Raw genomic sequence first — 14,396 nt, 5'->3', positions numbered from 1 at the left:
GCGCGGTCCTCTACAACAGAGGGACGTCACCGCGCACGGAGGGGCCATGAGCCGATACCCGCACCTGCTGAGCCCGCTCGACCTGGGCTTCACCACCCTGCCCAACCGCGTCCTGATGGGCTCCATGCACGTCGGTCTCGAGGAGGCCGAGCGCGGCTTCGAGCGCATGGCGGAGTTCTACGCCGCCCGGGCCCGCGGGGGAGTGGGCCTGATCGTCACCGGCGGCATCGCGCCCAACGACGAAGGCCGGCCCTACGAGGGCGGCGCCAAGCTGACCACCGAGGAGGAGGCCGCGGAGCACCGGAGGGTCACCGACGCGGTGCACCGCGAGGGCGGCCGGATCGCGATGCAGCTGCTGCACTTCGGCCGGTACGCGTACCACGGGAACCTGGTCGCCCCGAGCCCCCTCCAGGCCCCGATCAGCCCCTTCCCGCCCCGGGAGCTGACCGACGCCGAGGTCGAGCGGACCGTCGACGACTACGCCCGCGGCGCCCGCCTCGCCCGGCAGGCCGGGTACGACGGCGTGGAGATCATGGGGTCCGAGGGGTACCTGATCAACGAGTTCATCGCCGCGCGGACCAACCACCGCACCGACCGCTGGGGCGGCGCGTACGAGAACCGCATGCGCTTCCCGGTGGAGATCGTCCGGCGGGTGCGCGAGGCGGTCGGCGAGGACTTCATCGTCATCTACCGGCTGTCCATGCTGGACCTCGTCCCCGGCGGCTCCACCCTCGACGAGGTCATCACCCTCGCCAAGGCCGTCGAGGCCGTCGGCGCCACCCTCATCAACACCGGCATCGGCTGGCACGAGGCCCGCATCCCGACCATCGCCACCTCCGTGCCGCGCGGCGCCTACACCTGGGTCACCCGGCGGCTCATGGGAGAGGTGTCGGTCCCGCTCGTCACCACCAACCGCATCAACACCCCCGAACTCGCCGAGGAGTTGCTCGCCGACGGCTGCGCCGACATGGTGTCCATGGCCCGCCCGATGCTCGCCGACCCCGAGTTCGTCGCCAAGGCCGCGGCCGGCCGCCCGGAGGCCATCAACACCTGCATCGGCTGCAACCAGGCGTGCCTCGACCACACCTTCAGCGGACAGATCACCTCCTGCCTGGTCAACCCGCGCGCCTGCCACGAGACCGAGCTGATCCTCTCCCCGACCCGGCTGCGCAAGCGCGTCGCCGTCGTCGGCGCGGGCCCGGCGGGCCTCGCGTGCGCCGTGAGCGCGGCCGAACGCGGCCACGAGGTCACGCTGTTCGACGCCGCGGCCGAGATCGGCGGGCAGCTGAACGTCGCCCGCAAGGTCCCCGGCAAGCAGGAGTTCGACGAGACGCTGCGCTACTACCGGCACCAGCTCGACGCGCACGGCGTCGACGTGCGCCTGAACACCCGCGTGGCGAGCGCCGACGTCGCCGGGTACGACGAGGTCGTCGTCGCCACCGGCGTCACCCCGCGCACCCCGGACATCCCCGGCGTCGACCACCCGAAGGTCGTCGGCTACCTCGACGTCCTGCGCGACGAGGTGCCCGTCGGCGACCGCGTCGCCGTCCTCGGGGCCGGCGGCATCGGCTTCGACGTCGCCGAGTACCTCACCGACGGCGGCGACAAGGCGCACGAGGACCCGGCGACGTACTTCCGCCAGTGGGGCGTCGACATGGCCTACGAGGGCCCCGGCGGCCTCACCGCCCCGGAGCGGTCCGCCCCGCCCCGCACCGTCCACCTGCTCCAGCGCAAGACCACCAAGGTCGGCGCGGGCCTCGGCAGGACCACCGGCTGGATCCACCGCACCGAGCTGAAGCACCGCGGGGTCACCATGGTCCCCGGCGTCCGCTACGACCGGATCGACGACGCCGGACTGCACGTCACCGTCGGCGACACCAGCACGGTCCTGGAGGTCGACACCATCGTGCTGTGCACCGGACAGGAGCCCCGCCGGGACCTGTACGAGGAGCTGGTCGCCGCCGGGCGCAGCGCGCATCTCATCGGCGGCGCCGACCTGGCCGCCGAACTCGACGCCAAGCGCGCCATCAAGCAGGGCACCGAACTGGCGGCCGCGCTGTAGGGGCCGGGAGCGTCCCTAGGATGGCCCCATGTCCCTCCCGCACGCGATCCTCACCGCCCTGCTCGAAAGGCCGTCCTCGGGGCTGGAACTGACGCGCCGCTTCGACAGGTCGATCGGCTACTTCTGGTCGGCGACGCACCAGCAGATCTATCGCGAGCTGGGAAAGCTGGAGGCCGACGGGCTGATCAGGGCGCTGCCGGCCGAGCAGCCGGCCCGCGGGCAGAAGAAGAGCTACGAGGTGCTGCCGGCGGGCCGCGCCGAACTGTCCCGCTGGACGGCCGCCGCCCAGGACCCAAGGCCGCCGCGCGACACGCTGCTGCTGCGGCTGCGCGCGGCTGCCGTGGTCGGCACGGCCGGCCTGGAGGCCGACCTGCGCCGCCATCTCGACCTGCACCGGGCCCAGCTCGCGCGGTACGAGGAGATCGAGCGGCGCGACTTCCCGCCCGGCAAGGACAGCCCCCAGGACCGGATCCAGCATCTGGTGCTGAGGGCCGGCATCGATCTGGAGACGTTCTGGGCCGGCTGGCTGGAGCACGCCCTGGCGGAGTTCGCCGAACTGCCGCCAGAGCAGGGCGCGGAGGAGGGCGACTAGGCACTGGAGGCGGTACGTCCTACAGGCGGTACGGCTTCGAGCGGCGGCGCAGGAACCAGGCTGTGGCGACCAGCGCGGTGACCACCAGTGCCCCGCCTCCCATCAGCGTCAGCGCGCCGTACTCCCGGGCGGCGCCGCCGACACCGCCGACGACTCCGCGGGTCGGGGAGGCCGTGGCCGTGACGGCGGCCGTGGGCGTCGCCGCGCCGGTCGGCGTGGTCCCGCCGGCGACCACGACCGACTGGGTCCCGGCGGTGTTGCCGTTGGAGCACATGACGATGACCGTGTACGTGCCCGCGGTGACGTTCGTCCACGCCGAGCCCTGCAGGGCGGTCGAACCGGAGAGCACCACCTGACGGCCCTGGGCGAAGTTCGCCTGGTTGCTGTTGAGGAGCGACGCGGTGCCCCATCTGCCGTTCAGCTGGGTGCAGGCGCTGGTGGTGACCGAGACCGTGGAGCCGCTGGTGCTCACGGAGATCCCGGTGATCGCGGCGGCCGGCCCGGCGACCAGGGCCAGCGGCAGCGCGGCGGCTGCCACGGCCGCCCCGAGGAGAGGCTGAGAAGTACGCATGGGACTGCCCTCCGGCGGCACGGTGGCGGTACATCCCTTGCGCCGCCTGGGTCGGGGAACGCCCGTGCTGCTTCACACAGAGCAGCCAACGTGTCCCCGGCCCGGCGCGCATGGGGACCGCACCCGCTCAGGTGACGCGTACCGTCGTCCGGGGGACGCGGGGGCCGCTCAGCGCCCGTCGCCGGTCGTCACCGTCCGCTCCGCCGAGAAGCCGCCCCAGGTGCCGTCCGGCAACCGGGGACGCATACGCACCCGATGGCTCTCCCCGGCCTCCTGCCCGATGTAGAAGCTGTACGTCGCCCTGCCCCGGGGAGGTGTGCCGCCGAAGACCAGGGAGGTGGCCGCACGGCCGTCGAGCTGGACCTGGTACTCCGTGACCACCCCGTCCACCTCGGGCGCCACCCACGACAGGTCGATGTGGTAAGCCCCGTCGGCGCGCCGGGTCGTGGCGCGGAAGTCGGACGGTGCCGTGTCGCGTCCGTCGTCCGTGCCCGGCGCGGTGGTGAGCCGGACGGCGGCGCCGGCGGGCGAGACGTTGTCCGCGGCGTCCCGCGCCCGGACGGTGAAGGTGTAGCGCGTGCCCGGCCGCAGCCCGGTCACCACCGTCGCGGTCTGTCCGCCGCCGACACTGTGGATCTTCGCGGTCCCTTGGTAGACGTCGTACGAGGCCACGCCCCGGTCGTCCTTCGACGCGGTCCACGACAGTTGCGCGGCCCGGCTTCCGGCGGCTCGCCCCTGTGTGCCGCCCGGCCGGGAGGGGGCCGAGGCGTCGGCCGCGACGGCGGCGGGGGTCCGCGCGCGCACCTCACGGCTGCGCGGCCCGAGCCGTCCCCGGGCGTCCTTGGCCCGCACGGTGAAGACGTACGTCGTCGACGGGTCGAGTCGGGTCACGTCGACCATGTGCGCGGAGCCCGGGACCTCCTGGACCTTCGTGGCGCCGCGGTACACCTCGTAACCGCTGACATCCCGGGACGACAGCGCGTTCCACATCACGTGGACGCTGGTCGCGCTGCCCGCCGCCGCGGTGACCCCCGTCGGTGCGGCGGGCAGCCCTCCCTCGTCGCCGTCCCCCGCGCCGCCCCAGCCGCAGGACGGGACGAACAGCAGCGCGGCGACGGTCAGGGCGGCGGGCAGGGGAACGCGTCGCACGACTCGGCCTCCAGGGCGGCGCGGCGGCAAAGGTCCGGACCAATATGCGCCCTCTGACGCGGCCACATCAAGGGGGCGGTCCGTGCCGGGCATTTCCCGCCGTTCCGTATGCTGGAGGAAGCACGGCCGAACTGCACCTCCAAGAAGGGGAGTTCGCGCTTCCGGTGTGGATTCGCTGTCGTCGCCGATCCGCGTCGGCCGGTGCGGCCGGGGCCGGAGCCGACACGGGCTCCGGCCCCCGCCCCCGCGGGGGACGGGCGTGGCGTGCACCGTCCGGACCCCTGGGGTGGCCCCATGATCGGAAACAGCATCCGATGGTGCTGAGCGACCGTCAGTGCCCCCCAGCAGAGAGTCCCCTATCGTGCGTGTCCAGTCCCTCGTGCTGGCCGCGGCAAGTGCCGCCCTGCTCGCCCCGGCGACGACCTCGACCGCCCACCCGCCCAAGGAACCCCGCACACGGCACGAGAGATCCGCGGAGAGCCCGGTCCGGGCGGCCGACCTGCTGGCCCGGGTGCGCGGGTGCGCCCCCCTGTCCACGGGCCGCTACCGCACCGACGCCGACAGCCCGGCGACCGTCCGCGTCTGCGGCTCCGACGACGCCGTCTTCTGGACGGCGGATCTGGACATCGACTGCGACGGCCGCCCCGGCCGCCTGTGCAACCGCCGCACCGACCCCTACTTCTCCGCCGGAACGGCGTTCCAGGACTCCGACGGCCGAGATCTGAACGCCGAACGCCTGCCCTTCGTCGTCGTGCCCGCCCCGAGCCGCATCTGGGACTACCGCGAGCACGGGGTGCGCGACGGATCCGTGGTGGCCCTCGTCCACCGCGACCGGGTGCGCTACGCCGTCGTCGGTGACACCGGGCCGCGCGAGGTCATCGGCGAGGCGTCGTACGCGGCCGCCCAGGCCCTAGGCATCCCGCCCGACCCGCGCGGCGGCGGGACGGACTCGGACGTCACCTATGTCGTCTTCAAGGGCTCACGGATCTCGCCCCTCGAGGACGAGGCCGCCGCGGTGGAGGAAGGGCGGCGACTGGCGCGGCGGTTCGTGGACGGCGGCTAGCTGTTCCGGCCGGGGCGGTACGGCGGCCGGGCGCGTGAGCGGGATGTACCGCCAGTGACCCGGCCGCCGCTCCGCGGGGCGCCCCGAGGGCTCAGACCTTCCGGTAGTCGTACGCCTCTGAGGCCGCCGCGGCCACCGCGTCCAGGTCCGCTCCCGTGCTCGCCGTGACGACCGCGGCGACGGCGCCCTCGACGAACGGGCAGTCCACCAGGCGTGTCCCGGCGGGGAGTTCGTCCCCCTCCGCCAGCAGCGCCTTCACCGTGAGGACCGCGCTCCCGAGGTCGGTGAGGACGGCCACCCCGGCCCCGCGGTCCACGGACGCCGCGGCGGACGCGATCAGCTCCGCGCTCGTGCCGAGCCCGCCGCCCTCGGTGCCGCCCGCCGGGGCGACGGGCACCGCCGCACCGCCGCCCGCCAGCCCCAGCGCCAGCTCCGCCACGGAGGCGGCCACCTCGGCGCTGTGCGACACCAGCACGATCCCGACCAGCTCCCCGTCACTCACCGGCGGCCTCCGCGAGCCCCGCGATCAGCAGCGCCGACGAGGTGGCACCGGGGTCCTGGTGCCCGACGCTCCGCTCGCCCAGATAGCTCGCCCGGCCCTTGCGGGCCTGCAACGGGATCGTCGCCAGCGCGCCCTGCTCGGCGGCGCCGCGCGCGGCACCGAAGGAGTCGGCGAGGGCGTCCACGCCCGGCACGAGCGCGTCGATCATCGTCTTGTCGCCGGGTGCCGCCCCACCGAGCGTCATCACGGCGTCCACACCCTCCCGCAGGGCCGCGGCGAGCTGCGCCCGGTCGACCTCGGCGGCGTCACCGAGCGCCTTTCCCGTGCGGCGCAGCAGCGTCCCGTACAGCGGCCCGGACGCCCCGCCGACCGTCGAGATCAACCGCCGTCCCGCCAGGATCAGGACGGCGCCCGGCGTGGCCGGGGCCTCCTTCTCCAGGGCCGCCGCGACGGCGGTGAACCCGCGCTGCAGATTGCTGCCGTGGTCGGCGTCCCCGATGGGGGAGTCGAGGGCCGTGAGCCGTTCCGCCTCGCGGTCCACGGACGCGGCGGTCGCCGTCATCCAACGGCGGAAGAAGTCGGCGTCGAGCACTGGGTCTCCTCGCGTTGTAGGTGCCTCGATCGTCCCGTCTCACATGCCCCAGCGCAGCCCCGGCGTGCTCACCGGCGCGTCCCACAGCCGCAGCAGCTCCTCGTCGACCTGACACAGGGTGACCGAGGCGCCCGCCATGTCGAGGGCGGTCACGTAGTTGCCGACCAGGGTGCGGGCGACGGCGACCCGGCGGTCGGTGAGCACCCGCTGCACCTCGGCGTTGAAGCCGTACAGCTCCAGCAGCGGCGTCGCCCCCATGCCGTTGACCAGGACCAGCACCGGACTGCGCGGGTCGAGGTCCTCCAGGACGGCGTGCACGGCGAAGTCGGCGATCTCGCGCGAGGTCATCATCGCCCGCCGCTCCCGGCCCGGCTCGCCGTGGATGCCGATGCCCAACTCCAGCTCGCCCGGCGGCAGATCGAAGGTGGGGGAGCCCTTCGCGGGCGTGGTGACGGCGCTCAGCGCCACGCCGAAGCTGCGCGAGCTCTCGTTCACCTGCCGGGCGAGTGCCTCGACCCGCTCCAGCGGCTGCCCCTCGTCGGCGGCGGCGCCCGCGATCTTCTCGACGAACAGGGTGGCGCCGGTACCCCGCCGCCCGGCGGTGTAAAGGCTGTCGGTGACGGCCACGTCGTCGTTGACCAGCACCTTGGCGACCTGGATGCCCTCGTCCTCGGCGAGTTCGGCGGCCATGTCGAAGTTGAGCACGTCACCGGTGTAGTTCTTCACGATGAACAGCACCCCGGCCCCGCTGTTCACAGCCGCCGCCGCCCGCACCATCTGATCGGGCACGGGGGACGTGAAGACCTCGCCGGGACAGGCCGCCGACAGCATGCCCGGTCCCACGAATCCGCCGTGCAGCGGCTCGTGCCCCGAGCCGCCGCCGGACACGAGCCCGACCTTCCCCTGGACGGGTGCGTCCCGCCGCATGATCACCCGGTTCTCGACGTCGACGGTCAACTCCGGATGGGCCGCCGCCATACCCCGCAGCGCGTCCGCGACGACGGTCTCCGGGACGTTGATGAGCATCTTCATGAGTACCTCCTGGGAAGGTCGGCGGACGAGTCCACGACCTGCTCTTCGCTGGTCAGGGCGGTGTGCGTGATGCGTGATCCTGGCGGTCCACGGCGGCTTGAAGCGGGTTCCGGCGGTACTGACGCCGACGCGGTGCGGACTCCTCTGATGGCACATCAGGTCGGGAGGGCGCCGGCCGGGTTGCTGCTGTCGGAAGTATCGGCCCTGCGGTGGCGAAGGTCACGCGCGAGAACGCCTTGGGCGCGCCCCGGTCGCGGTTCGGGGCATTCGCCGGTGGGTCGGGCGTCAGGAGCGGTGGTGAGGCGGCGCTCGCCGGTCGTGACTCTCTCCCGGGAGCCGACAGGTGGACGACCGCTGTGCGGCGGGCGTACAGCGTGCCGAGAGCGGGTCCGACCGCGGAGGCCATCCTGACCGATGACCTCCGCGGGAGAGAAGGCCCGCTCCGCTGGTGCCGCGAACGGGTCGCCCGCGCCTCGACGAGGGTCGCCCGGAACCCTTCGCCGCTCGGCCGCCCGGAAGTCCTCGCCGCGAGGCGATCAGGAGTTCCGGGCGGCGCGGCACGCGGGGCGAGGGCCGGGCGAGCGTGCCCGACGAGTCGCTAGCGTGCGCTCGGCCAGTGCGGCCAGTCCGGCTCGTACCCGCACCAGTCCGCGGGGCAGCCGACGCGGTACGCCCGGACGACCGTTTCCGTGAGGGACGCGCCCGACCGGTCCTCGGCGGTCGCTCGCAGCGAGACCCAGCCGGACTTCAGCGCCGGTACGGTCACCTGGCGGTCGTCGCCGTGACCGCGGACCGTCGCCGACCGCCAGGTGGCCCCGTCGTCCGTGGAGTAGCTGACCGCGACCCGGCCGATGTCCGCGCCGCCCCGCACACCCGCCTGGCGCGCGAGTGAGAGACCGAAGGTGAACTCGCGGTCCTCGGGCGCCGAGTTGTCGCCGTCGAGCCCCGCCATGTCGTAGCGCGTGTCGAGGAGCGGCAGCGGCCGTTCCTCGGAGGTGCGCTCCGAGCGGAACCGCCAGACGTCCGTGACGTGCGTGCCCAGCGACCAGTCCGGGTGGTCGCGGTGTGCGGTCGAGGTCAGCTCGTACCACTGCCCGCGCCCCGGGACGTCGAAGACGCCCTGCCCCGGCTCGTCGTTGCGGCCCACCGTCCGGCCCGAGCTGTCGCGCAGCACCGTCTCCCCGGACTCCAGGTTCCGCAACGGATCGGACCGGTGGCCCGCCGCGTCGGAGAACATCGGCAGGGCGAGCCGGAGCTTGTCCCCGTCACGGGTGGCCTGAGCCCGGCCGTCGGGTCCCGTCACCGACAGCGACGGGTTGAACGGTCCGGTCAGCCAGTTGTCGCTGACGGTCCGTCCCCCGCGGTGGACGGTGGGGCCGGAGTACTGCGCGCCCAGCGCCCCGACGTGGTCGATCGTGTACTCGAGTGTGGCCGTCGTCCACGGCACGCCGGGCGTGTAGTACGCCGTCATGCGCTCCGGGGTCCGGAAGGCCGTCGACTGCTGCGCGAGGCGCAGACCGCGGTGGGTCACCCAGCCGTACAGGCTCTTCGGGTCGTTGGGGAAGCCGGTGGTACGGAAGTCGTGCTCCACCCGGGCCAGTTCGGCACGGCGGTCCTGCCAGCGCGCCCCGGCCGGGACGCCGTCCTCGTGGGTGTGGAAGGTGAAGTACGTCCGCTCGGCTCCGCGCTCGCCCTTGATCCGCAGCACCACGTCGCCCTCGGCGAGCCGGGTGCGCAGCAGCGCCGTCCCCTGTGCGCCGATGCCCAGGGTCGGGTCGGCCGCGTCGGTCGACGCCGAGCCCGCCAGGAGGATCGCCGCGGGCTGCCGCGCCTTGATCGCGGCGTACCGCCGGCCCGCCTCCTCCCACGGGAGGCTCCAGTGCGGCTCGAAGAGCACGATCCGGTCCTCGATCTCGAGACCCTCGAGCTCGTCCCCGGCGCCCGCGTCGGTGACCTTGCCCTCGATGTCCCACTCGAAGCGCTGCCAGGAGACGAGATGCACCGGGATGTCGACGGGGCCGCCCCCGGACGAGGTGGTGGCGAGGACGTAGGGCTTCTCCCAGGACGCGGCGGCGAAGTACGTCAGCCCGGGGATGCGGCCGCTGCCGACCGTGTACATCTTGTAGGGACCGTTGTACAGCGGTGCGGCCAGCCCGGCCGGGGTGCCCTCGGCGGCCGACGACACGACTCCCGCCGCGGACCCGTATTCGTTGATCCGCATCTCCGGGTCGTCGATGCCCGTCGTCACCGGCTTCGCGGCCGACATGTCGGACCTCAGCGTGCGGTCGCCGGTGAGCGAGACCCGCTCGGCGACGACGACGGACCTGTCGGGCACGCTCGCCGCGCCGAGGCGGACGTACTCCCACACCCCGCCGAAGACCCGGTAGTCGCCGAGCGGGAGCCGGAGCTCCTTCGGGCCCGTGCTGAGGTCGACCAGCTCCTCGTGGCCGGTCTTCTCGTTCTGCACCACCAGAGTGGCGTACGTCGTCTCGACTCCGGGTCGCTGCGCGGCGGGTTCGAGCCTGAGCGTCGCGCTGGGGCCCTCCGCGTCGACACCGACGGGTGTCCGCACGGTGCTGCCGTCACTGCCCCGCGCGGTGATCCAGGCGCCGTGGGTTCCGGCCTTCGCACGTGCGGTGTCGATACGCACGACCGCCTCGGCCGAGCCGCCCGCCGGGACGGTCAGCTTCCGGGTGACGAGGTCGACGGGTGCCGTGCCGGTGACGGAGAGCGTGAGGCGCACGTCCTTGTCGCCGTCGTTGCGGTACCTCAGGGTGCGGGTCACGTCCGCGCCGTACGGCCAGGCCAGTCCGGCGGAGACGGCGGCGGGGGAGGCGGTGAGCCGGGACGCCAGCGCCCCGGGAACGTCGACGCTGCCGGCCCCTTGCTCGTACACGCCCGCGCCGTCGACCGGGTCCGCGGCGGCGACCAGCGCCGCCTTCAGCCGCCGGGCGTCCCAGTCGGGATGCCGCTGCTTGAGGATGGCGGCCGCTCCCGAGACATGCGGCGTCGCCATCGACGTGCCGCTGATCGTCGCATAGGACTCGCTGTTCGCGGCGGGGGCCAGCGTGCCCGCGGCACGGGCGGCGGTGATCGCGCTGCCCGGCGCGGTGATCTCGGGCTTGACGCCGCCGTCCGCCACCGCGGGGCCGCGTGAGGAGAAGGACGACATCGCGCCGTCCTTCGTGACCGACCCGACGGTCAGGGCGCTGGGCGCCGCCGCGGGCGACCCGATGGTGCGCGGCGCGCCCTCGTTGCCCGCGGCGACCACGAACAGCGGGCCGCCGTCGGCCGACAGGGTCTCGACCGCCTGGGAGAGCGGGTCGCTTCCGTCGCTCGGGATGCTGGTGCCGAGGCTGAGGGACACGATGTCGGCGTCCTGGGCGACGGCCCATTCCATGCCCTCGAGGATCGCGCTGACGGCGCCGGAGCCGCTCGCGTCGAGCACCTTGCCGACGAGGAGATCGGCTCCCGGAGCCACGCCCTTGTACCGGCCGCCGGAAGCCGCGCCGCTGCCGGCGACGGTCGAGGCGACGTGCGTGCCGTGACCGTTGAGGTCGTCGGTGGTCTCGTCCCAGCTGAAGTTCTCGGCCGCGACGACCCTGTTCCTGAGGTCGGGGTGGTCCGGGTCGTAGCCGGTGTCCAGCACCGCGACCTTCACGCCCTTGCCGTCGAGGCCCTTGCCCCAGGCGACGGGCGCGCCGGTCATGGCGACGGAGCGGTCCAGGCTCGCCTCCACCTCGGCGTCCAGCCACAGCTTGCCGGACCCGGCGGTGCGCGACGTGCCGTCCGTGGCGGCCAGGAAGCCCCGCCAAGCTGTCGCCGCTTCGGACTTGCGCACCGTGCGCGCCGTCAGCCCGAGGGAGGGAAAGGTCTCCCCCTGCGCCGAACCGCGCAGGGCGGGCCCCGTCCGCGCCGTCGTGATCAGAGGGATGTCGGCGCGGGCGGTGTCGTCGAAGCCCTGAGCGACGAGCGCGGTGACGTCGAAGAGCTGCCGGTCGAGCCGACCGGCACCGAGTGCCTCCGTCGCGTCGACCGGAATCACGTACTCGTGACCGCCGGCCCTGACACGGGTGAACGCGACGTGCTCACGCCCCCTGGCCGGAGTGACCCCGCTGATCTGGAGCGCGTCCCCACTGCCCGTGAACGCGACGCGGTCGCCACTGACCAGTGTGACGGTGCGCTGCCCCGGTGCGACCCCCGACGGCATCGCAAAACGGCCGGTACCGGAAGCCGGTCCCGGTTCCGGCTCGGCCGTGGCCGGCAGCCCGGTGGCCAGTATCGCCACCGCGGTGGCCGCCACAACGGCGGCCGTCCTCGATCTGGATCTCATCCCCTGAACCAACTCCCACAGTGCACCAGGTGAAACGACCGGACTCGGCTTCGACCGCTGTCCAAGTTGTCGTCTACCGGATGAAGTTGACGCAGTAATAGAGATCGTCATGGCGCATACCCGCCAAGTCACATGATCGCCAACACTGGTTGCCGGCGACACCCACCGGTCCTCCATCCGTTCGGTGGAGTCGAGCGCTGGCGTTCGGCCGGTCCGGCCGCCTGCTAGCGTGCGCGGATGGAAGCCCTGGGACCTGTCGCCTGGCCGCCCGAGCCGATACGGACCGAGAGGCTCGTGCTCCGTGAGTCCGAGGCTCGGGACCGTGCGGTGTTCGTCGAACTGCTCGCCTCGCCGGAGGTGCACACCTATCTCGGCGGACCCAGGCCGCGCGACGAACTGGAGCGCGAGATGCCCGAGGTGCCCGGGCGGTGGCCCGGGAGTTTCGTCGTCGATCTCGACGGGGCGATGATCGGTCAGATCCTGCTCAGGAGAGCGATGGGTCACCGCCGCCCCGCCGCCGCGGGGAAGGCCGATCTCGGCTGTCTGTTCCTGCCGCGGGCGTGGGGGCTCGGGTACGCCACCGAGGCGTGCGCGGCGGCACTGGCCTGGTTCGACGGCGCGCTGCCCGGCGAGCCGGTGGTGCTCACCACCCAGAGCGCCAACACCGGCTCGATGCGTCTCGCGGCGAAGCTCGGGTTCACCGAGGTGGAGCGGTTCGAGGCGTGGGGGGCCGAGCAGTGGCTGGGGATGCGGTCCCCGGTCACGCCGTCCGGCTGAGCGTGCGACGGAACGGCCGGGCGGTACCCGTCAGTTGTCCCGCCACCACTCGGTGACGGTGGCGGGTACTCGTCCGCGGCCTCCTCCCGGACGAAGTGGCCCGCGTCGATGCGTTCGACCGGCGGGCGGGAGGCATGACGAAGGGCTCCCGCGCGACACCTGCTCGCGGGAGCCCTTCGTCGTGCCGGTCCGTCAGTTCATGACGTGGGGCACCTGTCGTACATGTGCGAGGCCGTCAGGGGCGGACGGGGGCGACTCGCGGAGTGGGGTTGGTGGTCGGGGTCTTGTTCAGCGAGAACGACCAGCCCTCGAAACTGCCCAGCGGGGGCTTGCGGTTCGAGGCGCCGGACTGGCTGTACGTCCAGTTGCCGCCGTTGGGGGCGTGCCAGTACGACCAGTAGGCGGAGGCCGGGGGAGTGTTCACGCAGGGCTCGGTGGCGGCGGTGGGCTTGCCCTCGATCCGGCAGATGAAGGCCTCGCCCCAGCGCGCGGTTCCGGTGATCTCGAAGCCGGCGTTCTTCAGCGCGGCGAGGCCGGTGGCCTGGTCGCCGGGAGCGCAGCGGATGATCGTGGCGCCGCCGAGTTCCTGGAAGTCGACGACGACCGTGACGCCGTTGCCGTCGGGGCAGTAGCCGGGCAGGCCCTTGCCGGTCAGGGCGGCGGCCTGGGGCGCCGCCGCCAGACCGATTCCGGTGGATCCCAGGAGCAGCGCGACGGACAGCGCGGCGGCGCGCAGCGCGCGCACCGCCTGGAGGTAGGCCGATCTCATAGGGGTGCTCTTCCTTCTTGTTGAGGGCCGTGCGGGAGGTGCCGCGGCCCGGAACGGTCGTCGCGCCGCCGAGGTCGGCGGTGCGTCAGGCTTCGGTGCGGGCGTCGGGGCGACTCGGTGTGAAGGTGACCGGCGCGTCGAACGCGGCCCGGCGAGCCGCGCGCCGCAGGACGGCCAGGACCGCGGGCCCTGTCACGAGGATGGCGACGAGGTTGGTGATCGCGCGGCCCGTGTCCCAGCCGAACGTGGAGGTGGTCAGGGTGAAGAGGGCGAAGGTGTGCAGGTTCTCGGTGACCGAGGCGGCAGGGTCGAACGACAGCTGGGTGCCGATTCCGGCGGTGAACGGCCAGAACCACATGTTCATGATGAAGCCGAAGAAATAGGCGGAGAACACCCCGTAGCCGGCGAGCATGGCGATCTCGGCCCGTCCGGTGACCCGTCGGGGCAGCAGTCCGGCGCCGAGACCGATCCAGGCGGAGGAGACCATCTGGAACGGCAGCCACGGTCCCACCCCGGCCGTGAGCAGTGCGGAGGCGAAGAGCGAGACGGCGCCGAGCACGAAGCCGAACCCCGGGCCGAAGACGCGTCCGGCCAGCACCAGCAGGAAGAAGACCGTCTCGATGCCCGCCGTGCCGGCGCCCAGGGGGCGCAAGCCGGCGTTGACGGCGGACAGTACGCCCAGCAGCGCGAGGACCTTGGGGTCGATGCCGCCCGATCCGAGCTCGGCGAGCACGACGGCCAGGATGACGGGCATCGCGACGATGAACAGCAGCGGGGCGTCGGCCGAGTGGGCCATGGCCTCGGGCTGCGGCGGGGCGAACAACGGCCAGAAGAACATCGCCAGTCCGGCGACGCTCGCCAGCGTCAGCACGACGGACGTGCGCAGCCGGATACGCAGTACCGAGACCCGGCGGACCGGCTCCTGGCGCCGGTCTGTCCGAGCCCGGCTCATCG

12 protein-coding genes are annotated in these 14,396 nt (G+C 73.3%); 4 read left to right on the top strand and 8 right to left on the bottom strand.

The genetic code is table 11. The features are described 5' to 3' along the window. The first annotated feature begins 46 nt into the window (after positions 1-46). Positions 47-2,062, top strand: coding sequence for an FAD-dependent oxidoreductase (locus tag ACWCPM_RS22830; RefSeq protein WP_450978080.1), 2,016 nt, complete (start codon positions 47-49; stop codon positions 2,060-2,062). Positions 2,063-2,090: 28 nt separating this feature from the next. Beyond that, positions 2,091-2,654 carry a PadR family transcriptional regulator gene (locus ACWCPM_RS22825; protein WP_450978079.1) on the top strand — a complete coding sequence of 188 codons (564 nt, stop codon included), beginning with the start codon at positions 2,091-2,093 and terminating at the stop codon, positions 2,652-2,654. A 19-nt stretch (positions 2,655-2,673) separates the two neighbouring features. On the opposite strand, the gene ACWCPM_RS22820 is transcribed toward ACWCPM_RS22825, so the two are convergent. Both ACWCPM_RS22820 and ACWCPM_RS22815 read right to left on the bottom strand, forming a co-directional pair. Beyond that, entirely contained in the window at positions 2,674-3,225 is a 552-nt protein-coding gene (locus ACWCPM_RS22820; protein WP_450978078.1) for a hypothetical protein, read from the bottom strand. Between the two features lie 168 nt (positions 3,226-3,393). Beyond that, positions 3,394-4,374 (bottom strand): fibronectin type III domain-containing protein, encoded by a 981-nt coding sequence (locus ACWCPM_RS22815; protein ID WP_450978077.1) that lies wholly within the window; start codon positions 4,372-4,374, stop codon positions 3,394-3,396. 361 nt (positions 4,375-4,735) lie between these two features. Between ACWCPM_RS22815 and ACWCPM_RS22810 the strand changes: the two genes are divergently transcribed. Then, positions 4,736-5,437: a glycoside hydrolase family 75 protein gene (locus tag ACWCPM_RS22810; RefSeq protein WP_450978076.1), complete on the top strand. Its 702-nt coding sequence runs from the start codon at positions 4,736-4,738 to the stop codon at positions 5,435-5,437. A 91-nt stretch (positions 5,438-5,528) separates the two neighbouring features. Here the strand turns inward: ACWCPM_RS22810 and ACWCPM_RS22805 are convergent, their stop codons facing one another. From ACWCPM_RS22805 to ACWCPM_RS22790, 4 genes are all read right to left on the bottom strand, one after another. After that, a complete protein-coding gene (locus tag ACWCPM_RS22805; protein WP_450978075.1) occupies positions 5,529-5,939 on the bottom strand; it encodes a PTS-dependent dihydroxyacetone kinase phosphotransferase subunit DhaM in 411 nt (136 codons plus the stop codon). Further along, positions 5,932-6,531 carry a dihydroxyacetone kinase subunit DhaL gene (gene dhaL / locus ACWCPM_RS22800; protein WP_450978074.1) on the bottom strand — a complete coding sequence of 200 codons (600 nt, stop codon included), beginning with the start codon at positions 6,529-6,531 and terminating at the stop codon, positions 5,932-5,934. The genes ACWCPM_RS22805 and dhaL overlap by 8 nt, the downstream gene beginning before the upstream one ends. Before the next feature lie 39 nt (positions 6,532-6,570). Further along, a complete protein-coding gene (gene dhaK, locus ACWCPM_RS22795; protein ID WP_450978073.1) occupies positions 6,571-7,563 on the bottom strand; it encodes a dihydroxyacetone kinase subunit DhaK in 993 nt (330 codons plus the stop codon). A gap of 598 nt (positions 7,564-8,161) precedes the next feature. Further along, positions 8,162-11,896, bottom strand: a complete 3,735-nt coding sequence (locus ACWCPM_RS22790) for a S8 family serine peptidase (protein ID WP_450978072.1) — start codon at positions 11,894-11,896, stop codon at positions 8,162-8,164. 237 nt (positions 11,897-12,133) lie between these two features. Here ACWCPM_RS22790 and ACWCPM_RS22785 point away from each other — a divergent pair, with 237 nt between their 5' ends. Further along, complete coding sequence (locus ACWCPM_RS22785) at positions 12,134-12,673, top strand: GNAT family N-acetyltransferase (protein ID WP_450978071.1); 540 nt, start codon at positions 12,134-12,136, stop codon at positions 12,671-12,673. A gap of 235 nt (positions 12,674-12,908) precedes the next feature. Here ACWCPM_RS22785 and ACWCPM_RS22780 read toward each other — a convergent pair whose 3' ends face one another. Both ACWCPM_RS22780 and ACWCPM_RS22775 read right to left on the bottom strand, forming a co-directional pair. Further along, on the bottom strand, positions 12,909-13,442 hold the full coding sequence (locus ACWCPM_RS22780) for a flagellar hook-length control protein FliK (RefSeq protein ID WP_450978070.1): 534 nt from the start codon (positions 13,440-13,442) through the stop codon (positions 12,909-12,911). A gap of 85 nt (positions 13,443-13,527) precedes the next feature. Beyond that, entirely contained in the window at positions 13,528-14,394 is an 867-nt protein-coding gene (locus tag ACWCPM_RS22775) for an ECF transporter S component (RefSeq protein WP_450978131.1), read from the bottom strand. Positions 14,395-14,396 lie beyond the last annotated feature (2 nt).

The organism is Streptomyces sp. NPDC002309, assembly GCF_053593375.1.
Note: the sequence above shows the minus strand (reverse complement) of the source record. Positions and strands in the feature narration are given on the sequence as shown.